At 61.8% G+C, this 22,356-nt stretch carries 20 protein-coding genes; 7 read left to right on the top strand and 13 right to left on the bottom strand.

All coding sequences use genetic code 11. From position 1 onward, the window contains the following. Positions 1-91: 91 nt before the first annotated feature. The gene (locus tag E8E75_RS23525; RefSeq protein WP_120653864.1) at positions 92-574 is read left to right on the top strand and encodes an acyl-CoA thioesterase; all 483 of its coding nucleotides are present in this window, start codon (positions 92-94) and stop codon (positions 572-574) included. 1,248 nt (positions 575-1,822) lie between these two features. Here the strand turns inward: E8E75_RS23525 and E8E75_RS23520 are convergent. The 4 genes from E8E75_RS23520 to E8E75_RS23505 form a co-directional block, all read right to left on the bottom strand. Further along, complete coding sequence (locus E8E75_RS23520; RefSeq protein WP_218584164.1) at positions 1,823-3,223, bottom strand: mannan-binding lectin; 1,401 nt, start codon at positions 3,221-3,223, stop codon at positions 1,823-1,825. Between the two features lie 285 nt (positions 3,224-3,508). Continuing rightward, on the bottom strand, positions 3,509-3,979 hold the full coding sequence (locus E8E75_RS23515) for a copper chaperone PCu(A)C (RefSeq protein ID WP_120653863.1): 471 nt from the start codon (positions 3,977-3,979) through the stop codon (positions 3,509-3,511). 100 nt (positions 3,980-4,079) lie between these two features. Beyond that, positions 4,080-5,453 carry a PepSY domain-containing protein gene (locus E8E75_RS23510; protein ID WP_153919187.1) on the bottom strand — a complete coding sequence of 458 codons (1,374 nt, stop codon included), beginning with the start codon at positions 5,451-5,453 and terminating at the stop codon, positions 4,080-4,082. A gap of 90 nt (positions 5,454-5,543) precedes the next feature. After that, entirely contained in the window at positions 5,544-5,927 is a 384-nt protein-coding gene (locus E8E75_RS23505) for a DUF2946 domain-containing protein (RefSeq protein WP_280359835.1), read from the bottom strand. A gap of 257 nt (positions 5,928-6,184) precedes the next feature. On the opposite strand from E8E75_RS23505, the gene E8E75_RS23500 reads away from it, so the two are divergent. After that, on the top strand, positions 6,185-6,595 hold the full coding sequence (locus tag E8E75_RS23500; RefSeq protein ID WP_153919190.1) for a DUF3301 domain-containing protein: 411 nt from the start codon (positions 6,185-6,187) through the stop codon (positions 6,593-6,595). A gap of 414 nt (positions 6,596-7,009) precedes the next feature. On the opposite strand, the gene E8E75_RS23495 is transcribed toward E8E75_RS23500, so the two are convergent. Next, the gene (locus E8E75_RS23495) at positions 7,010-7,888 is read right to left on the bottom strand and encodes an alpha/beta hydrolase (RefSeq protein ID WP_153919194.1); all 879 of its coding nucleotides are present in this window, start codon (positions 7,886-7,888) and stop codon (positions 7,010-7,012) included. 112 nt (positions 7,889-8,000) lie between these two features. Between E8E75_RS23495 and E8E75_RS23490 the strand changes: the two genes are divergently transcribed. From E8E75_RS23490 to E8E75_RS23480, 3 genes are all read left to right on the top strand, one after another. Continuing rightward, positions 8,001-9,761, top strand: coding sequence for an ATP-binding protein (locus E8E75_RS23490; RefSeq protein ID WP_256660890.1), 1,761 nt, complete (start codon positions 8,001-8,003; stop codon positions 9,759-9,761). Continuing rightward, positions 9,758-11,098, top strand: coding sequence for a sigma-54 dependent transcriptional regulator (locus tag E8E75_RS23485; protein ID WP_153919197.1), 1,341 nt, complete (start codon positions 9,758-9,760; stop codon positions 11,096-11,098). Before E8E75_RS23490 ends, E8E75_RS23485 begins: the two co-directional genes overlap by 4 nt. A 310-nt stretch (positions 11,099-11,408) precedes the next feature. Continuing rightward, complete coding sequence (locus tag E8E75_RS23480) at positions 11,409-12,710, top strand: MFS transporter (protein WP_120653857.1); 1,302 nt, start codon at positions 11,409-11,411, stop codon at positions 12,708-12,710. Between the two features lie 277 nt (positions 12,711-12,987). Here the strand turns inward: E8E75_RS23480 and E8E75_RS23475 are convergent, their stop codons facing one another. Then, on the bottom strand, positions 12,988-13,953 hold the full coding sequence (locus E8E75_RS23475; protein WP_153919200.1) for a CobW family GTP-binding protein: 966 nt from the start codon (positions 13,951-13,953) through the stop codon (positions 12,988-12,990). Positions 13,954-14,032: 79 nt separating this feature from the next. Here E8E75_RS23475 and E8E75_RS23470 point away from each other — a divergent pair, with 79 nt between their 5' ends. Further along, on the top strand, positions 14,033-14,380 hold the full coding sequence (locus E8E75_RS23470; RefSeq protein WP_153919204.1) for an NADH:ubiquinone oxidoreductase: 348 nt from the start codon (positions 14,033-14,035) through the stop codon (positions 14,378-14,380). Between the two features lie 10 nt (positions 14,381-14,390). Here E8E75_RS23470 and E8E75_RS23465 read toward each other — a convergent pair whose 3' ends face one another. From E8E75_RS23465 to dksA, 3 genes are read right to left on the bottom strand one after another with little or no spacing between them, the layout of a single operon-like run. Beyond that, positions 14,391-15,035, bottom strand: coding sequence for a DUF1826 domain-containing protein (locus E8E75_RS23465; protein WP_153919207.1), 645 nt, complete (start codon positions 15,033-15,035; stop codon positions 14,391-14,393). Next, entirely contained in the window at positions 15,035-16,243 is a 1,209-nt protein-coding gene (gene zigA, locus E8E75_RS23460; RefSeq protein ID WP_153919210.1) for a zinc metallochaperone GTPase ZigA, read from the bottom strand. The genes E8E75_RS23465 and zigA overlap by 1 nt, the downstream gene beginning before the upstream one ends. 11 nt (positions 16,244-16,254) lie before the next feature. Then, positions 16,255-16,674, bottom strand: coding sequence for an RNA polymerase-binding protein DksA (gene dksA / locus E8E75_RS23455; RefSeq protein ID WP_120655318.1), 420 nt, complete (start codon positions 16,672-16,674; stop codon positions 16,255-16,257). A gap of 66 nt (positions 16,675-16,740) precedes the next feature. Between dksA and folE2 the strand changes: the two genes are divergently transcribed. Beyond that, positions 16,741-17,631, top strand: coding sequence for a GTP cyclohydrolase FolE2 (gene folE2 / locus E8E75_RS23450; RefSeq protein ID WP_153919213.1), 891 nt, complete (start codon positions 16,741-16,743; stop codon positions 17,629-17,631). Here the strand turns inward: folE2 and cfaB are convergent. From cfaB to E8E75_RS23430, 4 genes are all read right to left on the bottom strand, one after another. Then, complete coding sequence (gene cfaB / locus E8E75_RS23445; protein WP_153919216.1) at positions 17,619-18,806, bottom strand: C17 cyclopropane fatty acid synthase CfaB; 1,188 nt, start codon at positions 18,804-18,806, stop codon at positions 17,619-17,621. The two genes, folE2 and cfaB, sit on opposite strands and share 13 nt — an antisense overlap. A 506-nt stretch (positions 18,807-19,312) precedes the next feature. Further along, positions 19,313-19,621, bottom strand: coding sequence for a hypothetical protein (locus E8E75_RS23440; protein ID WP_280359831.1), 309 nt, complete (start codon positions 19,619-19,621; stop codon positions 19,313-19,315). Between the two features lie 170 nt (positions 19,622-19,791). After that, positions 19,792-20,967: a M20 aminoacylase family protein gene (locus tag E8E75_RS23435; RefSeq protein WP_153919218.1), complete on the bottom strand. Its 1,176-nt coding sequence runs from the start codon at positions 20,965-20,967 to the stop codon at positions 19,792-19,794. A gap of 16 nt (positions 20,968-20,983) precedes the next feature. Continuing rightward, positions 20,984-22,327: an MFS transporter gene (locus tag E8E75_RS23430; protein WP_153919221.1), complete on the bottom strand. Its 1,344-nt coding sequence runs from the start codon at positions 22,325-22,327 to the stop codon at positions 20,984-20,986. Positions 22,328-22,356: the final 29 nt, after the last annotated feature.

Here is a 22,356-nt window from a genome sequence, read left to right as displayed (position 1 = left end):
CAAGCGTCCATGGAAATGCGTGACGCCGACTGTGGCGCCCCGGCGCCAGCCCGCGTCTATCCCTGACAGCCCCCAAACTGACGAGGCCAGCATGGAACCCGGAACCGCACAACTGTCGATGACCGTCCTCATGACCCCGGATATGGCCAACTTCTCCGGTAACGTCCACGGCGGCACCCTGCTCAAGTACCTCGATGAAGTCGCCTACGCCTGCGCCAGCCGTTATGCCGGTCGTTACGTGGTGACCCTCTCGGTGGACCAGGTGATCTTCCGCGAACCTATCCACGTGGGCGAACTGGTCACGTTCCTCGCCTCGGTGAACTTCACCGGCAACACCTCGATGGAAGTAGGCATCAAGGTGGTCACCGAGAACATCCGCGAGCGCTCGGTACGCCACACAAACAGCTGCTTCTTCACCATGGTGGCCCTGGACGACGAACGACGTCCCGCGCAGGTACCTCCCCTGCAACCGGAAACCACCGATGAGAAGCGCCGCTTCGCCCAGGCCAGGCAGCGCCGCCAGATTCGCCAGGAACTCGAAGCGCGCTACCGGGAAATGCGCGAAGGCATCTGAAGCCGCGCCTTTCCTTCTGTTCCCCAAAATCAGTGGAAGGGCCTGTGGATAAGGTGTAGACCAACCTCCAGGCCCCACACCACGCGCGCCTCACCGCGATCAGGCTATTTTCTGAGCATTTTCAATCGCTTGCTCTGTGCATTGCACACAGATACTGTGCAACAGACTGTGGATAAGCTGTTCGGACACTTTGCTACCCCACGCCAACCGGGCACTTCCGGGGATTGATCAGTTTCCGACCAGGTTCAGCGCCCCGCGGAAAAACACCCTGCGTATGCCTTCTCCCTTTTGCGGAGATGCCCATTGCAGAGCCTTTTTCCCCCAAATCCGGTGGACGCTTCTGTGGATAAGATGTCAATGGATGCACGAAGCCCAAGACTGACGCAGCTTCCCACTTCCTGGGCATTTTTCGAGCAAATTCATAGGGATAACTCGACCATTGCGCACAATATCTGTGTAACCATCTGTGGATAGCTTGTGCGGACAATGCTGCAGGGCACGGCCAACGCGGCCTCCATCAACATGATCACTTTATGTTCAACCTGCAGCCGGAAAGACTCCTCTGTGCATAAAGCATTGCATCACCTCTCCTGCAGGAGCCAATTCATTCGCGAAACCACGCCAAGAGACCTTGGCTGACGGGCAAACCTTCATGAAAGTGGCGAGGGCCGGAGATCTGTTCACAGGGAGCCAGCGCTTTTACCCAAAACCCGTGGACTCATCTGTGGATAAACTGTAGTTCGACTTCCAGGAAGCCGGTGCACCGCGGCTTTCCCATCTCTGTACATTTTTCGTTCTATTTCAATTACTTGTGCTTGGCATTGCGCACAATATCTGTGCAGGCATCTGTGTATAAGCTGTACAGGCATCGCTGCAGGCCAGTAGTGGTGTGCGCTCCAGCCATCTGATCATTCCATGACCACCTGTGCCTTCATGGCAGCGCCAATGCTGGACAGCGCCATGGCGCCACCAAGTAACCCACAACCCCGTGAGAGGTTTTCCACGCTTGTACCCAATTCACGTGGATGGTCCTGTGCATAAGGTGTCCATGGATGGCCGTAACCCAGGCGCAGAGCGGCTTGCCGTCGATTGAGTGTTTTTCGCGCAATTTCAATAACTTACACAGACGACTACACACAATATCTGTGCAGCCGTCTGTGGATAAGCTGTGCGGGCACCGCTGTATCCCACGATTGACGAGGTTCGCACGAAACTGATCAGTAAATGATCACGCGCCCCGGTGCGGACTTATCCCCCGCAGCAGCCGCAGACCGACATGTTGCCGGGTTCGGTTGTCTTCCAATTGCCGTTCCAGCCACCCTTGCTGTTGCACACCTTGGGGCAAGTCTGTGCGGCCTGGCTGTTGTTCCAGATGGGCCCGGCTTGAACGTCCTGCGGGGTGGCACATTGGCCCTGCATCACGTCGTCGAAAATGTGGCTCAAGCTGGCCCAGGGAATGGTGTTGCTGTTTCCGCTGCCATTGAAGTTGTGGCAACCGAAGCAGTTGGAAATGAAGGGCTGCGTCGGGTCGACGTTCTGGAAGGTTGTTTCCATCACAGAATTGGCCAGGCGCATGGACCCGCGCTGGTTGGAGAACGTGGAGGATGGCTGGGTAACGTCGTTTTCCCAGAGGGCACCAACATTCATGTAGTTCTGCCAGACGCTCATGGGATTGTCGCTGCCCAATGCCGAGAGGAAGCCCTGGATCTGCGTGTTCAGGCTGTCGATATCGGCGATGTTGGTGTCTGCTTCATGGTCGGCGGTGTTGGTCCCGTCATGGTAGACCCGGCAGATTTCCGAGGGCGTCCCGGTAAGGCTGGTGCTGGGCGCGGCCAGGTTCATGTTGCAGGTAGACGGAGGGTTATCCACAGCGCAGGTCGGGCTGGTGAAAGACCATCCTCCCGCTGGAGCGGTCCCCGGATTGCTGCATTCGGGCACGTTGCTGCGGTGCTCGAAAGTGGCCCAGATGAATTCCGGGTGCAGCGCGGTGGCGATCGCCATGTGGAACCCCACCAGCCCCAGCAACTCGTTGCCGGGCACCCCATCCACGTTTGCCTCTATCCAGAAGTAATTCGGTTTGTCGGCATCGGTGATGATCCGCCAGGCACTTTTCATCTCGGTGGTACCGGCTGGGTAGTTCGGCGCGCTCTGAATCTGCGCCACGTTGCAGAGGCTCTGGCTGAAGCGGATCTCGTAGAAGACCACATTGCCGTTCTGGTCGAAGATGGTGTCGCCGCCACCCGCCTGGCCGGTGCGCTCCGGAATCTGGAAGGGTGTGCCGGCAGCGATGGGCTTGTCGCGGCGCACGAACATCACTTCGGACTGATTGGCCGGATCACAGGAATTGGTGCCGGTCGCCTGGAGGATCGGGTAATTGGCGTTTATCTGGAAGTTGCGCAGGCTCGGATCGCTCTGTGACGGGCTCACCAGTTGGAAGAACCATTGCCAGGCGAACTGATAGAAGTCGCAGAAATCTGCGTTGCTGCCTTCAGGTATCTCGCTGGGTGGGGCAGGGTTGGTGATCCAGTCCTGGCTGGCGCTGCAGGCGGGACTCGCCGCCTGCGCCGAACCGGCGACCAGCAACGGGCCTGCGCAGAGCAACGCCAGCGAAAGCAACCAGGCAACACGGAATGTCCTTGCTGTGTTCATCATCCATCTCCTTTTGTTCAACTCATCAGGGCACGGGCCAGCCAGGCGCGGCGAAATGCGCGGCGCCTCAGGCCCGATGCAGTGCATCGCCAAGAAACAGCGGAGGGCAGATGATTGATGCGAGGCCGCGCTTTGCGCGGGGGCTGGCGTCCTGCCGGCGGGTGCTCCTTGCGATGGAATCAGGCTAGAAGAGTGACCGCAGCCCGGCAAACCACGGTGCCGAACGGCATCTGTGGATAACCCGGCAGGAAAGGTTGCGGGGCCGAACGGCCCCGCGGGCAGGCATCAGTGCTGGTGCTCGGCGTTACCGGCCGGTGCTTCCTTCTGTACGTGGATTTCCACTTCCAGGTCGCCCGCCTTCTGGAAGTGCAGGGTCATGGGGAACTTGTCGCCATCATTCAGCGGTTGCTTCAGGCCAAACATCATCAAGTGGTAGCCGCCCTGTTCGAGACGCGCTTCGCCACCGCCAGGGATATCGAGACCGTCCGGCACCTGCTGCATCTTCATCAGGCCGTCCTTGTGCAGGTGCTCGTGAATCTCTGTCTTGCCGGCACGGGCGGTATCGGCGCCGAGCAGCTTGTCGGCCTCCGAGCCCTTGTTGTGGATAACCAGGTAGGCGGCGCCATTGGGTGATACCGCGGGCACGGCCAGAGCCCATGGATGTTCGATATGCAGCGAGCCAAGGTTGTACTCATGGGCGGCCAGGGAGCCAGAGAAACTCAGCAGGGCCCCCAGGGCCAGCAAGGTCTTGCGCATGTTGAAACTCCGTTCATTCGATTGACTGGCGCCCACCTCCGGCGGGCGCCGATTGCTCTCCATTGCGGACGCGGCAACAACACCGCGCCTGCTGGCCGGACTAACCGGCCACCACCTTGCTGCCGCCGATGCGCGACAGCACCAGCCAGTCCAGCCCCCAGATCGCCAGGAGGGACAGGCCCACAAGCGGGAACGCGATGCCGAGGCCGATCATGATCACCACCGCGGTTTTCCACAATGGCAGGTCATGGCGCAGCGGCGGTACGCCAAGCGAACCTTGCGGGCGGCGCTTCCACCACATCACCAGACCACTCACGGCGCTCAGCAGGATCAACAAGCAGACGCCGAACATCAGCAGTTGGTTGGCGAGACCGAAGAACTTGCCTTCATGCAGCACCACGCCCATCTCGACACTCTTGGCGACAACGCCGTAGTCCTGCCAGCGGATATCGGCGAGCACCTTGCCGCTGTACTGATCCAGGTGCAGGGTGGCGTCGTTGCGCGGGTCATCGGCGAACACGGCGATGCTGAAAACGCCAGTGGCGTCAGCCGGCAGGGTGATGCTGTAGCCCGGTACCACGCCACGGTCGCTAGCGGTGTCGACCACCTGCTGCAAGCTCACCTGGCCGGCACCAATGGTCATCGCCGCCATGTCATGCCCCTTGTGCGCGGCGTGCGGATCGGAGGCCGGCAGCGGCGTGTTCTCCACCGCCCAGGCCACGGTCTGGTCTTCGGCGGTGTTCAGGCTACGAGCCTGCTGGTCGGATTTGGGCACCTCGTTCCACATGGCCGCCGGGAAGGTGTTCCAGACGTCGGCGAACTTCGCACCCCAGAAGCCCGTCCAGGTCATTCCGGTGAGCAGCATGAACAGCAGCAGCAGCGATCCCCAGAAACCGGTCACCGCATGCAGGTCACGCCAGAAAAGTCGCCCGCGAATGGCCAGCCTTGGCCAGAACACGCCGCGCATGCCTTGCCCTCGCGGCCACCAGAGGTAGAGGCCGGAAACCACCAGTACGATCGCCCATCCAGCGGCCAGCTCGATCAACCGATCACCGACTGTGCCGACCAGCAGGGTGCCGTGTAGTGAGCGGGCAATGGCCTGGAGGTTGTTCTGCGCGTCCTGGGTGCCCAGCACCTGGCCGCTGTAGGGGTCGAGGAAGAGGTTGGTCTTGCGCCCGTCGAGGCTGACCACGAACTGCGCACTGTGCTCGGCATCCAGCGGCGGCAGGTACTGGCTGACGGCGGCTTGTGGATAAGCCTGCCGCACCTTGTCCAGCTGCTGGTCGGCGGTCAACGCCGGGCCGGCGGGACGAACCTGCATCAGGTCGCTGTAGAGCAGGTTGTCCAGCTGCGGTTTGAACAGGTAGATGCTGCCGGTGACCGCCAGCATGATCATGAAGGGGATGACGAACAGCCCGGCATAGAAATGCCAGCGCCACGCCAGGTTGTAAAAGGAGACAGCGTTTTTCGACATTGTCGTGCTTCCCTGATGAACCAGTAGCCTGCGCGCACAGGTGCCGGTATGGGCCGGGCCATGCACTGCAGAAGGTAAGGTTTGCGTGGGTCAGGAAAGCGCGACGGGGGGAGCGCGAGTCAGTGCGCCAGGGAAGATCGCCCTGCCGCCGTGGCCGCTCAAGGTGGCCAGCGCCGGCTGCGGGTTGGCGAGCCCGGCAAGGTCCAGGCCGTGCAGGCCGGCCTGCGTCAGGGCGGGAGAATTTAACAGCAGGGTGCAATAACCGCACTTGGCCCAGGACATCTCGTGGCTGGGCATGGACGGTTCATGACCGGGAGCGCCGTGGTCGGTGGCACAAGCCAACTCATCCATCCACGCCGGTACCCCACCCTGCCCCATGTCCCGCGCCTGGGACACCAGCGGACCGACGAGCACCAGCAGCATGGCCAGAAGGCCAAGCCAGGCGCCGCGATGTCGTGCTCTGCCGTAGGTCACAGGTAGGTTCCATGCCGGTCGAACGGGGGGCGCATATGCTAGCCAAGCGCCTGCTCGGGATGAAGCCTAGTCGCTGGGACAGATGGCCGCAGGCCGGATGTTCCGGAATTCACACCGTTCGGCAGCAGTACCGCTGAATCTGGCGGCACCGATGCGACGCTCTCCCGCGGCAAGCAACAGGGAAGAATCCGTATCGAGGTGGCCCTCTGAAACCACCGAGGATGGTTTAAGCTTGGGTCTATGTTTCTGGAGCCAACATGCTGAGCCTGGCTGACGTATTCCTGCTGATGTTGTTCGCCGCCGGCGCAGCCTGGCTGTGGCGCGGTCATGGTGTGCGCGAACGTGCGCTGGCGCTCGCCAAGCAGCATTGCGCGCGCCTCGATCTGGAGCTGCTGGATGGCAACGTTGCCTTCCGCCGCCTGGCAATGGTGCGCGATGGCAAGGGCAACCGCCGTCTGGCCCGCATCTACGACTTCGAATTCACCGTCACCGGCGAACAACGTCTGACCGGCAGCATCCAGATGTTCGGCAATCACTTGGGCCGTATCGATGTCGAGGCCCATCCTTTCCGCTCAGACCTCGAGATCGAGCGGGACGACAAGGTTATCCACATGAACGAATGGCGACGCAATCATCCCAAGCCGGATGAAAAACGCCGGGTGGACTGACCGCCAGTGATTAATCTGAAAACGGGCCCTCGGGCCCGTTTTTCATGGGCGGCCCGAAATCACACGGAGCATTCTGTGGATAAGCTCCTGCCAGTGGTGTTCGCAGGCGTACGTCATGGCCGTCGCAGAAGGCGGCAGCGCCACCGATGTCGGCGCGACGTCCTCAATCTCTGGTTGCGCCGACAACCTTCGAACAGCCATGCGGGATCAAAGCCATCCCAGACACCCGCAGTGGTCCAGGTATTCAGCCAGACCACAGGAGCCACTTCCAGGCGGTAGATGGCCTCCAGCTCGTCCTGTGGATAACCGCTGCCGCGCAATACCCGCGCCAGGTTTCGAGGCTGGCGGCGTCCAGTTCGATATCGCGCCAGAGCTCGGAGAGCGCCAGCCACACCGCTTCCCGGCGCGGGTCACTCATGACATGCGAAACAGAAACTCGGCCGTGCGCTCGGCGCTGGCCTGGGGAAATTCCTGCATGAAGCAGTGGCCACCCTCCACCGCCTGTGCACTAACGTGGCCATTGAGGGCGGTCAGGCGCGCCACCGACTTGGCCACGAAGGGGTAACTGTGCTGGCCGTGGAGAATCAGGGTCGGCGTGACGATACGTCCCAGCGACGGCCACAGGCGCTTGGGGAAGGAGCTGAAGATTTCCGCCTCGCGACTCGGGCGGCACTTCAACTCGACGCCGTTATCCACAACCTTGATAGCGTGATCCACATAGCCGTTCAGTGCCTCTTCGGTCCAGCCCTTGAAGATCCCCCGCCCATACAGGCCGTTCCACGCGGACTGGCGATCGGCCCAGTGATTGCGCCGCGCCCGGGCACGGCTGGCCATCGTGGTGCGGCGGTGCAGGCCGAGCACTTCGGAGAACGCCATCACCCCGATCATCGCCGGCGTGAAGATCACCGGATCGAGCAGGACTGCGCGGCTGAACAGTTCCGGGTGACGAGCCAGGATCAGGCTGCTCAGCACTCCGCCGAAGCTGTGCCCGACCGCCACCCGCGTCACATCGCCGTACTCCCGGCGTCCAGCCTCGAAAGCCTCCACCGCCAGCTCGGCGTTGCGGTTCCAGCCCACGAATCGGCCGCCATGGTCGCTGTCACCGTGACCCTGGATATCACAGAGCCAGAGGTCGAAATCTTCCGCCAACGCTTGCAGCAGGGGCGTGTAGGTGCGGCCACAGAAACCGTTGCCGTGGAGGAAGTGCAGGAGCGGTTTGCCGGAAGCCGGAGTGTGCCAGCCGCGCAGGGTGAATCCGGCGGAAGTGGAGTGGGACCAGGGGAGCAATTGCATCGAACGTGCCTTGAAGTTGTCTGCGCGAAGTGTATCCGCAGACTCCCGCCAGGAGCAGTAGTCAGGGCCTGCCGTGCTATCGTCGCCGCCTCTGCCCTGGGGACACCACGCCTTGATCTCCCGCCAACTGCGCATCGCCCTGCTGATCCTGCTGCTACTCGCCGGTCTGTTCCTGGCGATGCATCTGGCCGGCCGTCAGGCCGAACGCCAGGCCTTGCGCGATGAAGGCGAGCAGGCCCGCGAGCAGTTGACGCTCTACGCCGGCAGCCTGCGTACGCTGATCGACCGCTTCCGCGCCCTGCCTGCCGTGCTGGCGCTGGACCCGGAGCTACGCGCGACACTGGCCGGACCTGTGGATAAAGATGCCCAGCACAGCCTCAACATCAAGCTGGAACAGATGAACCGCGCCGCCGGTTCCACGACCCTTGAACTGCTGGATCGCAACGGCCTGGCCGTGGCCGCCAGCAACTGGCGTCTGCCCACCAGCTTTGTCGGCCACAACTACGGCTTCCGCCCCTACTTCGCCGAAGCCCGGCGTCTTGGCAGCGGCCGCTTCTACGCAGTAGGGGTGACCAGCGGGATTCCCGGCTACTTCCTGGCCAGCGCCGTGCGCGGTATCGAGGAGGCCTTCATCGGCGCCATCGTGGTGAAGCTGGAGTTTCCCGAACTGGAGCAGGAATGGGGCCAACGCTCGGACATCATCCTGGTCAGCGACGCCCGTGGCGTGGTGTTCATCGCCAATCAGGCCGGATGGCGCTACCGCGAGCTGCAGCCCATCTCCGCCGAGGGCCGCGCTGAAATGACCGCCACCCGCCAGTACGACAAGCAGCCCCTTGCGCCACTTATCCACAACACTCGGGTCGATTTCGGCGAAGGTAGCCGGCTGGCCCGGGTCGAGGGGCCTAACGGCCCCGCTGACTACCTCTGGGAAAGCCTGCCGCTGGCCAGCGAAGGCTGGACCCTGCATTTGCTGCGCATTCCGCAGGAAGCCGCCAGCAGTGCGCGCGCCGCCAGCCTTGCTGCCGGTGGAGCCTGGCTGGCGGTATTCTTCCTGGCCCTGTTCCTGCACCAGCGCTGGCGCCTGGCTCGTATCCGCCAGCGCAGCCGGGAGGAGCTGGAGCAGTTGGTGGAACAACGCACCGCGGCCCTGCGCACGGCCCAGGACGGGCTGATCCAGGCGGCCAAGCTCGCCGCCCTGGGACAGATGTCCACAGCCCTTGCCCACGAGATCAACCAGCCGCTCACCGCCTTGCAAATGCACCTGGCGAGCCTGCGTCTCATGCTCGATAACGGCCAACTGGAGCAAGCGCGCAAGGCCTTGGGGCGTCATGACGAACTGCTACAGCGAATGGCCGCCCTGACCGGGCACCTCAAGACCTATGCACGCAAGACGCCCGGAGGCCTGCGCGAATGCCTCGAGCTGGGTAGCGTTGTGGATAAGTCCCTGCAATTGCTGACCCCCAACCTGCGCGATGCCCGCGTTCAGATCAGCCAGGAGCTGAACGTGCCGGCCTGGGTTTCGGGTGATGCCATCCGCCTCGAACAGGTGCTGGTCAACCTGTTGCGCAACGCCCTCGACGCCGTGGCCGGAAAGCCCGAGCCAAAACTGTGGATAACCCTTCGGCGGGACGACGGTCACTGGCTGCTCGAAGTGGCCGACAACGGTGGAGGTATTCGCGAGGAAGACCTGCCAAGGGTGTTCGACCCCTTCTTCACCACCAAGCCGGCCGGTGCCGGATTGGGCATCGGACTGGCGGTTTCCTACGCCATCGTCCACGAACTGGGCGGCACGCTGACCGCCGCCAACCAGGCCGAGGGCGCGCTATTCAGCCTGCGCCTGCCTGTGGATAAAGCCAGAGAGGAAGTGCCATGACAGCCCAGGTGATCTTCGTCGACGACGAATCGGCCATCCGTGACGCCGTGCGCGAGTGGCTGGAGCTCTCCGGATTCGAAGTGCAGGTGGAGTCCAGCGCCGAGGACTGCCTCAAACACCTCGACGGGGATTTCCCCGGCGTGGTCATCAGCGACCTGCGCATGCCCGGCATGGATGGCATGGCCTTGCTCCAGGCCGTGCAGGCGCTGGACCGCGAGTTGCCCTTCCTGATGGTCACCGGCCATGGCGACGTACCGCAGGCCGTGGAGGCAATGCGCCTGGGTGCCTATGACTTCATCGAGAAGCCCTTCACCGCCGAGCGCCTGCTGGACAGCCTGCGCCGTGCCCTGGAAAAACGCCGGCTGGTGCAGGAGAACCGTCGCCTGCGGGTCCAGGCGGAGCTCAAGGACGAACTCGACGGGCGCCTGCTCGGCGTCTCCCGCGCCATGGCGCAGTTGCGCCGCCAGGTGCTGGATCTGGCCTCAACCCCGGTGAATATCCTGCTGCGGGGCGATACCGGTGCCGGCAAGGAAATGGTCGCACGCTGCCTGCATGACTTCGGCCCACGCGCCGGGAAGCCTTTCGTGGCGCTGAACTGCGCTGCCATCCCGGAGAACCTGTTCGAGAGCGAGCTGTTCGGCCACGAGAGCGGCGCGTTCACCGGCGCCCAGGGCAAGCGCGTCGGCAAGATCGAACACGCCCATGGCGGCACCCTGTTTCTCGACGAGATCGAGAGCATGCCCCTGGCGCAGCAGGTGAAACTATTGCGGGTGCTGCAGGAGCAACGCCTGGAGCGTCTGGGTTCGAACCAGAGCATCGCTGTGGATATCCGCGTGGTTGCCGCCACCAAGCCAGACCTTCGCGATGAAGTTCGCGCCGGGCGTTTCCGCGAGGACCTGTTGTACCGCCTCAACGTGGCTGAGTTGCAGCTGCCGGCCCTACGCGAGCGGCGCGAGGACATTCCCCTGCTCTTTGAACATTTCGCCCGTCAGGCCAGCGAGCGCCTGGGACGGCCGCAACCCATCCTGACCCCGGCGGAGCTCGCGCAGCTGCTGGCCCACGACTGGCCGGGCAACGTACGCGAGCTGTCCAACGCCGCCGAACGCCATGTCCTGGGGTTATCCACAGGGCAGGCTGAGCGCAAGGACGGCGAGCCTTCCCTTGCCGAGCTGATGGAAGCCTACGAAGCACAATGCCTGCGCCAGGCCCTGGCGCGTAGCCAGGGTGACATCAAGGCCGTGATGACCCTGCTGCAGCTGCCACGCCGCACCCTCAACGAAAAGATGGCCCGCCACGGCCTGGTGCGCAGTGAATTCCTCCGCGGTGAGGATCTGTAGGGGCGCATTCATTCGCCAAGGGCAGCACCGCGGCCGTCTGACAGATCGAAGGGCGAACCTGCGGCCCGCTTGGCGATTGAAATCGCCCCCACAAACAGTGGCCTGCCTGAGCTTCGAGATAGGCGGAATCTTGCTCATCGCTATTCAGGCATCGGCAGGATTCCGCGCATGAGCGCCGCAGTATCACGTTGAAACCCCTCTATTCCGGGCATTTCCTCCCCTGGCACAGCTCCTGCTAAGTGCCCAGTGCCCAAGCGCGCCGCCACAGAGCAGCGCCTCCACAACAACAACTACGCGTCGAGGAAAGATGATGGATAACTCCAGCACCCTGGCTGCCTCTGCAGAACCCCGCACGACATCGCAACGCATCAAATCGATTTTCAGTGGCTCGGTCGGCAACCTGGTCGAGTGGTACGACTGGTACGTGTACGCCGCGTTCTCGCTGTACTTCGCCAAAGCCTTCTTCCCCCAGGGCGACATGACCGCCCAATTGCTCAACACCGCAGCGATCTTCGCCGTGGGCTTCCTGATGCGCCCCATCGGGGGCTGGCTGATGGGTATCTACGCCGACCGCAAGGGCCGCAAGGCTGCCCTGCTGGCTTCGGTGCTGCTGATGTGTTTCGGTTCGCTGATCATCGCCCTGACCCCGAGCTACGAAACCATCGGCGTCGCCGCCCCGATCCTGCTGGTGGTCGCGCGCCTGCTGCAGGGCCTCTCGGTGGGCGGTGAATACGGCACCTCGGCCACCTACCTGTCGGAAATGGCAACCAAGGAGCAACGCGGCTTCTTCTCCAGCTTCCAGTACGTGACCCTGATTTCCGGCCAGCTCATCGCCCTGGCGGTGCTGATCATCCTCCAGCAAACCCTGACCACCGAACAGCTGGAAAGCTGGGGCTGGCGCGTACCCTTCTTCATCGGCGCCCTGTGCGCGGTGGTGGCCATGTTCCTGCGTCGCGGCATGGAAGAGACCGAGTCCTTCACCAAGAAGAAGGACAAGCCGAAGGAAAGCCTGCTGCGCACCCTGTTGCGCCACCCGAAGGAAGTACTGACCGTGGTGGGCCTGACCATGGGCGGCACCCTGGCCTTCTACACCTACACCACCTACATGCAGAAGTACCTGGTGAACACCGTGGGCATGAGCAAGGACGACTCGACCATGATCTCGGCCGCCACTCTGTTCCTGTTCATGCTGCTGCAGCCAATTGTCGGCGGGCTTTCCGACAAGATCGGCCGTCGCCCGATCCTGATCGCCTTCGGCGTGATGGGCACCCTGTTCACCTACCCGATCCTCAGCACCCTGCACACCATCGAGACCTGGTGGGGCGCGTTCTTCCTGATCATGGCGGCGCTGATCATCGTCAGCGGCTACACCTCGATCAACGCCGTGGTGAAGGCCGAGCTCTTCCCTACCGAGATCCGCGCCCTGGGCGTGGGACTCCCGTATGCGCTGACCGTGTCCATCTTCGGCGGAACCGCCGAGTACATCGCCCTGTGGTTCAAGAGCATCGGCATGGAGAGCGGCTTCTACTGGTACGTCACCGCCTGCATCGCCTGCTCGCTGCTGGTGTACGTCTTCATGAAAGACACCCGCACCCACTCGCGTATGGACTGATCCCGGAAAGGATCGACAGCATCAGACGGGCCCTGCGGGGCCCGTTTTCGTTTCTGGGGGAATGCATCCGGGTGCGTTCCTTGTAGGGGCGATTTCAATCGCCAAGGGAACCGCAGGTTCGCGCTTTTGCTTTGAACGGGGCAGCTAAGTTCGTTTGGCCTGGACCGGCACCTGTCACCTATATCCCCCGGCTGAACACACAGCGCACCCTACCCAAGCGGTTTCATCCTGCGAGCCCGGGCAGGCGAATCGACACCGGCGATACACAGACCATCTCTCAGCCCAACCGGCAAGCCGCCATTCCAGCCTTCAACGCCGCCTCGTCCTGGGGACCGGCGAATATCAGTTCCAATCGCGAATCCTTGCGCCATTCGCTGGCCTGCCAATGGATCGGTGCGCCTCCCAGGGCGTTGCCGGACAGCCAGCCAGCGCTGGTCTGCACCACCAGCTTGGCGCGGCGCCAGGGCAGGCTGGCCAGCCAAGTCTGCAGGCGGATCGGATCGAATCGCTGGCTCGGATGCCAACGCCAACCGATGCTCCAACCGTCATCACCGGCCTGTATCTGGCAGACCGGTTCGGCAGAATTTCTCCACAGAATCGGTTGTTTATCCACACCTGTTGGTAAGTCGTTGATACCAACAGCTTTTCCAGATTGTGCATGGATTCCTGGAAGCTTCTGGATATCTAGCATGCCGTGCGTCGTCCACAGCCGGGGAACACTTGGCAATGTTGCGGCAAGTTGTTCACAGATAGCCGAATCCAGGTCTTCGGCCTTGTTTAGTAGCACTAAGCCAGCATCCAGAAGCGCCTCCCGCTGGCTGTCTGGCAGTAGCTGGCCCGTAGCCAGCGCCGCCGCGTCCAGCACCATGACGCTCGGCTGTAGCGCCAAAACGCCCTCCCACGGCGGTTCGCGTAGCTGTCGCAGTAGCTCGACAGGGTGTCCGAGTCCGGAGGGTTCGATCAGCAGCCGGTCCGGCCGCGCCTTGCGCAGTAGCCGGCCCAGCCCAACCTGGAAGGGCGCGCCGTTGACACAGCAGACACAGCCGCCTGCTACTTCGGCCATGGCGATGCCGTCGTCGCTGCTGGCCAGCAGTGCCGCGTCCAGGCCGATCTGGCCGAATTCGTTGATCAAGACCGCCCAGCGTTCGTGGACAGGCCGTTGTGCCAGCAACTGACGGATCAGGCTGGTCTTGCCGGCGCCCAAGGGCCCGGCGATGAGATGGGTAGGGATGTGAGTAAGCATTGGGATATGGTGCTTGCTCACAACCCGCTTAGAAAGCGCCGTGCTAGAGTCGCTGCCTTCATGTTCTGGAAGACCTCCGATGCGCGCCTGTTTGCTGCCTTTGCTGCTGTTGCTCTCAGTCGAAGCCCATGCCGAAGCCTGTGTTGTCCACAGCCAGGGCGATGGACTGGACGTGAAGCTCTGTCAGGAGAACCGTAGCATCCCGCCGCAACTCTTTCGTGACGGCTTCTGCAAGCCGGAAATGAAAGGGCAGAAAGTGGAGGTGAGCTTTGTGGATAACTGCCCCAGCGGCGCTTTTGGCGTCTGTCGCAATGCCAAGGTCAGCAACCAGCTGTACCGCCAGGACATCCACTACTACGGCGTCGCCAGCGATGCGCGCTACCTGAAGCCTTTCTGCGAAACCCAGAGCCAGGGAAAGTGGGAATAGGGCTTCGCACCTACCCCAGCCAATCCAGCGTGAGCAGCAAGCGGCTTTCTCCGGGCGTAAGCTGGGGCGACCTGTGGATAATTCCACGGCCTTCATTGCCCAGCCACTTCTCGCCCTTGAACAGCGCCACGTGACCCGCAGCCAACTGCTGGTTATCCACATCCCCAGCCGGTTTAGCGGACGGATCGCCCAGAGCTGAACGGGACATTGCACCGTCCCGCAACCATTGGCTACCAGCCCCCACGTAGGTGGTAATCAACCGTAGCGGCACATGATCGACGTGAAAGCGCGGGCACATGGCCCTGTCCAGGCGGCGCAGGCGCAGCCCAATGCGCCGCGCGTCCACCAGGCAGGCGAAGGCCCGCACCAGCCAGCCAACGTCGGCGACGAAGCCCTGATAGCCCTCCAGATCGGCGAATCCGGCAGCCAGGGTGGGGAGTTCAGGGCTGTCGTAACCCTCCTGCAGCTCAATGCACAGGGACTCGGCCAGCGGTTCGCCCAAGCCCAGCAGGCTATTGGCGAAGCCCTGGACATGCGGTGGAAGCTGGCGTTGCCAGACGGCGAGGTTGACCTCGTCCCGCAGCACCTCCGCCAGAACATCCGGGCTGTCGCCTTGTAGCTGCCGGGGCGGGCAGCTCGACAGGTTCACCAACATCAGGCGAGCTCCCCGACATGCCAGGGGTCGAAAGGGTCAGGCAACAACGACCAGCCTTGCGGTCCTTGCGCCATTTCCTCGTCATCCAGCAAGCAGGCGCCCAGCTCGGCGCGCATACGTTCGAAGTCGATGCCCTGCCCGATGAATACCAGTTCCTGGCGACAGTCACCCACATCCGGAGTCCAGTGCTGCATGACGCTGTGCAGTTCTTCCTGGTCCTGGGGCCAGCGTTCGCGGGGGACGAAGCGCCACCAGGAACCCGCCAGCTCGTAGCGCATCAATCCACCTGCCTGGGACCAGCTGCCCGCCTCGCGGTAACGGCTGGCCAGCCAGAAGTAGCCCTTCGATCGCAGCAGACGGCCATTGCTCCACTGGCGGTCGAGAAAGCGGAAGAAGCGCTGGGGATGGAAGGGGCGTCGCGCGCGGTAGGCCGTGGACGCGATGCCGTACTCCTCGGTTTCAGGCTTGTGCTCTCCTCGCAGCTCCTTCAGCCAGCCCGGCGCTTGGGCGGCGCGATCGAAGTCGAAGCGGCCGGTATCGATCAAGCGCCTGAGGTCCACCTGCCCCATCACCATTGGCAAGACTTCGGCACCCGGGTTGAGGTGGCGCAGGATCGCGGTCAGCTCGTCACGCTCGGCGCTGGAGATCAGGTCGGCCTTGCTGATCAGCAGCACGTCAGCGAATTCCACCTGTTCGATCAGCAGGTCGCTGATCGCTCGTTCATCATCCGGCCCAAGAGATTCACCACGGCTGGCGATGTCTTCAGCAGCCTGATAGTCGCGCATGAAGTTCACCCCATCCACGACCGTTACCAAGGTGTCGAGGCGCGCCAGGTCGGAGAGGCTGCGACCCTGCTCGTCGCGGAAGGTGAAGGTTTCAGCCACGGGCAACGGTTCGGAGATGCCAGTGGATTCGATCAGCAGGTAATCGAAGCGACCTTCGCGGGCCAGCCGGCTGACTTCTTCCAGCAAGTCTTCGCGCAGGGTGCAGCAGATGCAGCCATTGCTCATCTCCACCAGGCGCTCCTCCGCACGGTTCAGGCTGACATCGCGCTGAACCTCGCTGGCGTCGATGTTTATCTCGCTCATGTCGTTGACGATCACGGCCACGCGCAATCGCTCTCGATTACGCAGCACGTGGTTGAGCAATGTGCTCTTGCCGGCGCCGAGGAAGCCGGAAAGCAGGGTGACGGGGAGGCGTGTGTCCATGGTGGTGTCCTTCAGGCGGGGCGCTGGTGGCGTTCTTTGAGTTCCTGGCGTTGTTTGGCTTCGAGGCAGAGGGTTGCGGTTGGCCTCAACAGCAGCCGGCGCAAGCCGATGGGCTCGCCGCTCTCCTCGCACCAGCCGTAATCGCCCCTGGCCAGGCGTTCCAGGGCGTCGTCGATCTTGTCCAGCAGCCGCTTGTCCCGCTCCAGTAGCCGCAGTTGCCAGAGGCGCTGTTCCTCCCGGCTGGCGAGGTCGAGGGCGTCGCTGACGGGCTCGACTTCTCGCAGGGCGCCAAATTCACTGTCGATGTGCTGACGCAGTTCTTCGCGCTGGCGTTCCAGCAAGTTGCGGAAGAACGTCCGCTGTGCCCGGTTCATATAGGCCTCGGCAGGCTGGGCCAGGAGTTCTTCGCGGCTGAGGGAAATGTCTGGCATGGTGGCGATCTTCAATGCTTAATTTGTTATAACATAACATTGTTCATTCTTTTCAAGAGCCTCCCGATGAATGCCATCGTCTTGCCGGATGTAGCCTCCGAAAGTGCCTCCCTCTCCCTCCCCCTGAACTGGGTCGGCATGTGCGGTATCGCCCAACCAATTTTGCTGGAAGGGCAGCGTATTACCGCCCGCGTCGATGCCGGGGTCAGCCTGGATGACGGCAGCGCCCGTGGCATCCATATGTCGCGTCTCTATCTGGCACTGGAGGAATTGGAGCAGGAGGAGGTCTCCGCTGAGCAGCTGCACCGGGTCCTGGATCGCTTCCTCGACAGCCATCGGGGCTTGTCCTCCAGTGCCGGCTTGCGGCTGCATGGGGAGGTTCTGTTGCAGCGTCCGGCCCTGGTGAGCCAACTAGCTGGCTGGAAGAGCTATCCCTTCGAAGTCTGTGCACGCCAGGATCCATGGGGGTTTCACGTGGAACTTCAATTGCAGTTGGCCTATTCCTCCACTTGCCCGTGCTCAGCAGCCCTGGCCCGACAATTGATCCAGCAGCGCTTCGCCGAAGATTTTTCCGGCCACGAACTGGACCCGGAACAGGTTCTTGCCTGGCTGGGGAGTAGTGAAGGAATCGTCGCAACGCCCCATAGCCAGCGCAGCAATGCCACGATCTGGCTGCGCCTGGGCGCGGAGGGAACCATGCCGCTTCGGCGCCTGGCCGACCTGGCGGAAGCCGCACTCGGCACAGCTGTACAGACCGCAGTCAGGCGCGCAGACGAACAGGCCTTCGCCCTGGCCAACGGCCAAAATCTGATGTTCTGCGAGGATGCCGCCAGGCGCCTGGGCAGCGCATTGCAACAGCAGGATTGGCAGGAGGGGTTCCGACTACGGGTCGTGCACGCAGAGAGCCTCCACGCGCACGACGCCGTCGCCGAATATGCCTGGCGCTATCCGGGGTAGAGGTCGGCGCGGCTCCAGGGCAACTCATGGGAGCCATTTGCATGGGGCTTGGTCACGAGGATCTGGTGCAGATTGATCCAACCTTTCTGGAAGGCATGGGAGCAACCCGCCAGATACAGCCGCCAGATACGCAGCGCCTGTTCGGGCACCAGCCTGGAGGCCTTGGCAAGATTGGCTTCCAGATTGGCGCTCCAGAGTTCGAGGGTCCGCGCGTAATGCAGCCGCAGGCTTTCCACATCCACCACTTCCATTCCAGCCAGACTCAGCTCGGTCACCATGGTGGCCAGATGCGGCAGCTCACCATGGGGGAATACGTAGCGGTCGATGAATTCCCCGGCGCCGCGGCCGACTGGGCGACCGTCGGGATGCCGGGCGGTGATGCCATGGTTCATCACCAACCCGCCGTCGCGTACTGCGCCGAACAGGCGCTGGCAGTACACCGGCAGATTCGCATGACCTACGTGCTCGAACATACCGACGCTGACCACTTTGTCGAAGCGGCCATCCTGCGGCAGGTCGCGATAGTCCAGCAGTTCCAGCTCGACCTGGCCCGCAAGCCCCTCGGCCTTCACCCGCTCACGCGCCAGGGCCAGCTGTTCACGGCTCAGCGTGATGCCGAATACACGAACGCCATACTCGCGTGCGGCGAAGCGCGCCAGCCCACCCCAGCCACAGCCGACATCGAGCAGGTACTCGCCAGCCTTGAGGCGAAGCTTGCGGCAGAGGTGGTGTAGCTTGGCCAGCTGTGCAGTCCCGAGGTCCTCGGTGCCGGTGGGGAAATAGGCGCAGGAGTAAACCATCTCCCGATCGAGCCATAGAGCGTAAAAATCGTTGGACAGGTCGTAGTGGTAGGAAATGGCAGCGGCATCGGTGGCCTTGTCGTGGGACTGGCGCGCCGGCACCGACTCATCCTCCTTGCCGATCATCGCCTCGCTCAGTGCATCGCCGACGCGAATCACCTCCAGGATCGGCCCATCCAGCTCCAGACGTCCTTCCACATAGGCGGCTCCCAGAGTGTCGAGGCTGGGTCGCGCCAGCAAGGAGACCACGCTGGGATCCTTCACCCTCATGGTCACGGTGGGGTTGGGGCCAAGTTCGATCTCCTTGCCGTCCCAGAGCAGCACCCGCAGGGGTAATTTCAGATCGCGGATGACCGGCGGAAGTTGCGCAAGCATAGGAACTCCTCCTTCACCAAGAACACTGGAAAGGTAGACCAACCTATAAAGTTGTCAGGCTATCGAGTTGATAGTTTCTCTCGATAGCGCCGGCCGCAAGCACCTTCAATCCGGCATTCCGGCCCGCTCAGCAGGTTTGACCTCCTGAACACGGCAACGATTCAAGCGGCTTTGCATTGCATTCGTGATACCGCTTGGACATATGTTCCCACCCCCAAGCGGGAGGCTGAATCCTTCACCTATTGCCCAAAATAGAAACGGCGCCCAAGGGGCGCCGTTGATCTTACAGAATAAAGTCTGTCGCACCTTGCCGACGCAAGGCCCAGTGCCCCGTGACCCCGCCTATACGATAGTGTGCATCTAAAGTCTGTCGCGCCCCCTCGAAACCGTAGAAACCAGGGAACAGCTAAAGAATAAAGTCTGTCGCGCATTCAGACGCTCGACTATCTGGATCGCTATGGGTCTGCGAATTGGAGAGGCACCTACAACTGTGACCAACATCGAGATCAGGAGTTGCCGCCGTCTTTGAACAGATCATCGCGAGCAACGCGCCCAAAATCGCTGAGGTCTTGGTCCTCATCACTGAACATGAAGTTCACCATGCGCTCACGTCTTAGGCCTGAAAGCGTCCCAAAAAAACAGGGCTCGCACAGATGGACTTCATAGCGCTCGCCGTCATGGGACGAGCCATACCCCCAACTGGCGCGAAGAGTGCCAAATTGCAATCCATACCCTTCAACACGCGTGCTAGCACCACAAACGTCGCACAGGACATCACTGACCGATTCGGCCTGTTCCATAGCTGTGATCTTCATCGAGAACCTCCCACCAGGGTACATGTACGCCTTCGCTTGCCTGGCACACGATACTCCTTCAGGAGCTTTGCTCGTTGTGGTTACGTGCTCCCCAATACGGCCCCGCTGCTTGTCCTCGGCTCCAACCGATGCGCCTACACCGGTTGGATGGAACGTGCATAGAAGAGGGATTAGCTGTTGGCTACCTTCACCAAATTGACCCAGTAGGCTGAACCAGTAGCCAGGATCGAGTCATTGAAGTCGTAGTTGGGCGTGTGGACGTTTGCGCAGTAGCCATCCTCTCGCCCATTTCCGATGAGAATGTATGCACCAGGCACTTCCTTCAGCATGAAGGAGAAATCCTCACTGCCGGTTAAGGGTTTGAGCTCAGGGTTCACCCGTTCTTCGCCCACGGTTTCAGTTGCAGCGCGGACAGCCAACGCGGTCTCTGCGGGAGCATTGATCACCGATGGATAACGGCGATGGTAGTCGAATTCGACGGTGCAGCCGTTTGCCATTGCGCAGGCCTCGGCAACCTCGGCCATGCGCTTTTCAAGCAGGTCGCGTGTCTCCGGCAGGAAGCTGCGGGCAGTCCCTCGAACGACAACCGATGAAGGGATGACGTTTGCCGAGTTGTAATTGCCGCCGTGCATGTAGCCGACACTGAGGACGGCAGAGTCGTGGGGCGCGACATTTCGGGAAACGATAGATTGGATACTCGTCATGAAGCTTGCGCCGGCAAGAGTCGCGTCGGTTGCCAGATGTGGCATCGAACCGTGGCCGCCCGAACCAAAGAATGTCACCGTCCAGGTGTCGCTAGCTGCCATCATTGGGCCTGGGCAGATGGCGAAGTTACCAGCAGCGATACCTGGCATGTTGTGCATGCCGAACACCATGTCACAGGGGAAGCGCTTGAATAGGCCTTCCTCGACCATCACCCGACCGCCGCCAAGCCCTTCTTCGGCTGGTTGAAAGATGAAGTGAATGGTGCCGGGGAAGTCTCGGTTCAACGAAAAGTAGCGTACTGCTCCCAGCAGCATGGCGGTATGGCCGTCATGGCCACACGCGTGCATTTTGCCCTCGTGAACGGACTTGTGTTCGCACTGCGAGCGTTCCTCGATATCGAGGGCATCGAGATCGGCGCGCAGGCCAATCGTCCGGCCTGGTGAGGTGCCTACTAGCGTACCAACCACCCCTGTATGGGCCAGTCCTCGGTGAACCTCCAACCCCCACTCGGTAAGAAGATCAGCAACCAGTAGGGAGGTGCGATGTTCTTCGAACGCCGTTTCCGGGTGCTTGTGGATGTCGCGCCTGATCACGATTAGGTCGCGCTCAAACTCTTTGATTTCGGCTAGCACGTTGTTCATGAATTCTTCCTAGAAGCTATTTGGCAAAGCTGGCCGGCTGGGCTGTCTGAACAGTCTCCAGGCCCGACTCGTTTGGGTCTGCGTCGAGGTCGTCGCAGGTTCTGTCCTTGAAGATCAGTACGGCGATAAACGAAACGAGGCCGATACCGATCACGTAATAGGAAGGGGAAAGCGGATCCTTGGTGAGTTCAATGAGGCCAGTGACGATGAACTGTCCGAAACCGCCGCTGATGGTCACCGCGACGCTGTAGACGGTGGCCATACCGGTCACTCGCATGTGCCGAGGAAATAATTCGGTCAGAGCAGCGAACAGAGGCGCTCCACCCAGGGCATTGAGGATGCTCAGATAGGCGATGCAGCCCAGCAGGGTGAGAGCTGTAGGTGAGGCGTTGATAGCGAGAAACGCAGGATAGATCGAGACGATCATCAGGCTACGGGAGATGATCAGCATAGTCTTCCGACCAAAACGGTCGCACAGCTTTCCTGCGAACGGTGAGATAGAGAACATCAACAATCCACCGAGCAGTGCCACGCCGGACGAGATCGCAGGTGACAGCCCCAGTTCCTTCACCCCATAGGTTGGCATGTACAAGTTCACTATGGTGTAGGACGAGTTAGCTCCGAGCAGCAGGAGCAGTCCGACCAAGGCTTCTCGCCATTTGGAAAGCAAGGACGCTTGGGCCTTCGCCTCTGGTGATTTCGGCGAGTGAATTTGCGTGGCTGTTTCTTCGAGGCTCTTGCGCAGGTAGAAGCCAACAGGAACGATGAGGACGCCAGCGATGAACGGAATCCGCCATCCCCAGCTCGCCAGGTTCTGGGGATCCATGATCATTGACAGTGTCCAGGCCAAGCTTGCAGCGGCTGCAACGGCCAGGCCCTGACTCGCACCTTGCCAGCTCACGTAGAAGCCGCGTTGTTTGGGCGGAGCCAGCTCAGCCAGCAAGGTCGTGGATGCACCTGTTTCTCCACCTGCGGAGAAGCCCTGCAGCAGTCGACCGACGACTACAGCAACGGGCGACAAGATACCTGCGGCGGCGTAGGTAGGGGCCAGACCGATCATGCAGGTGCCCAAGGCCATCAGCATCAGCGTGACGTTGATGCCTTTCTTGCGCCCATGCTTGTCTGCGTAGCGGCCCAAGATGATTCCGCCGAAGGGGCGGGCGACATAGCCCACGCCGTAGATGGCGAAGGAGAACATCAGCTGAATAGACGGGTCATGCTCAGGGAAAATGACCCGGCCAATGTAGATCGCGAAGAAGGTGTACAGGGTCAGGTCGAAATACTCCATGGCGTTACCCAGGGAGATACCTGCAATGATCTTGGAGCGTTGCCGACGCGTCATTTGGATTGAATTGTTCATAGAGGCTGCCCAGTTTTTATAAATTGTCG

The organism is Pseudomonas sp. BN606, assembly GCF_029873115.1.
GTDB lineage: Bacteria > Pseudomonadota > Gammaproteobacteria > Pseudomonadales > Pseudomonadaceae > Metapseudomonas.
Note: the sequence above shows the minus strand (reverse complement) of the source record. Positions and strands in the feature narration are given on the sequence as shown.

What these genes read in the sequence shown, in the direction of transcription:
- E8E75_RS23485 (WP_153919197.1), top strand. Translation starts at nt 9,758, where the DNA reads ATGACAGCCCAGGTGATCTTCGTCGACGACGAATCGGCCATCCGTGAC.
- E8E75_RS23440 (WP_280359831.1), bottom strand. Translation starts at nt 19,621, where the DNA reads ATGAAGATCACAGCTATGGAACAGGCCGAATCGGTCAGTGATGTCCTG.
- E8E75_RS23525 (WP_120653864.1), top strand. Translation starts at nt 92, where the DNA reads ATGGAACCCGGAACCGCACAACTGTCGATGACCGTCCTCATGACCCCG.
- folE2 (WP_153919213.1), top strand. Translation starts at nt 16,741, where the DNA reads ATGAATGCCATCGTCTTGCCGGATGTAGCCTCCGAAAGTGCCTCCCTC.
- cfaB (WP_153919216.1), bottom strand. Translation starts at nt 18,806, where the DNA reads ATGCTTGCGCAACTTCCGCCGGTCATCCGCGATCTGAAATTACCCCTG.
- E8E75_RS23500 (WP_153919190.1), top strand. Translation starts at nt 6,185, where the DNA reads ATGCTGAGCCTGGCTGACGTATTCCTGCTGATGTTGTTCGCCGCCGGC.
- E8E75_RS23465 (WP_153919207.1), bottom strand. Translation starts at nt 15,035, where the DNA reads ATGTTGGTGAACCTGTCGAGCTGCCCGCCCCGGCAGCTACAAGGCGAC.
- zigA (WP_153919210.1), bottom strand. Translation starts at nt 16,243, where the DNA reads ATGGACACACGCCTCCCCGTCACCCTGCTTTCCGGCTTCCTCGGCGCC.
- E8E75_RS23515 (WP_120653863.1), bottom strand. Translation starts at nt 3,979, where the DNA reads ATGCGCAAGACCTTGCTGGCCCTGGGGGCCCTGCTGAGTTTCTCTGGC.
- E8E75_RS23475 (WP_153919200.1), bottom strand. Translation starts at nt 13,953, where the DNA reads ATGCTTACTCACATCCCTACCCATCTCATCGCCGGGCCCTTGGGCGCC.
- E8E75_RS23510 (WP_153919187.1), bottom strand. Translation starts at nt 5,453, where the DNA reads ATGTCGAAAAACGCTGTCTCCTTTTACAACCTGGCGTGGCGCTGGCAT.
- dksA (WP_120655318.1), bottom strand. Translation starts at nt 16,674, where the DNA reads ATGCCAGACATTTCCCTCAGCCGCGAAGAACTCCTGGCCCAGCCTGCC.
- E8E75_RS23520 (WP_218584164.1), bottom strand. Translation starts at nt 3,223, where the DNA reads ATGAACACAGCAAGGACATTCCGTGTTGCCTGGTTGCTTTCGCTGGCG.
- E8E75_RS23470 (WP_153919204.1), top strand. Translation starts at nt 14,033, where the DNA reads ATGCGCGCCTGTTTGCTGCCTTTGCTGCTGTTGCTCTCAGTCGAAGCC.
- E8E75_RS23495 (WP_153919194.1), bottom strand. Translation starts at nt 7,888, where the DNA reads ATGCAATTGCTCCCCTGGTCCCACTCCACTTCCGCCGGATTCACCCTG.
- E8E75_RS23480 (WP_120653857.1), top strand. Translation starts at nt 11,409, where the DNA reads ATGGATAACTCCAGCACCCTGGCTGCCTCTGCAGAACCCCGCACGACA.
- E8E75_RS23430 (WP_153919221.1), bottom strand. Translation starts at nt 22,327, where the DNA reads ATGAACAATTCAATCCAAATGACGCGTCGGCAACGCTCCAAGATCATT.
- E8E75_RS23435 (WP_153919218.1), bottom strand. Translation starts at nt 20,967, where the DNA reads ATGAACAACGTGCTAGCCGAAATCAAAGAGTTTGAGCGCGACCTAATC.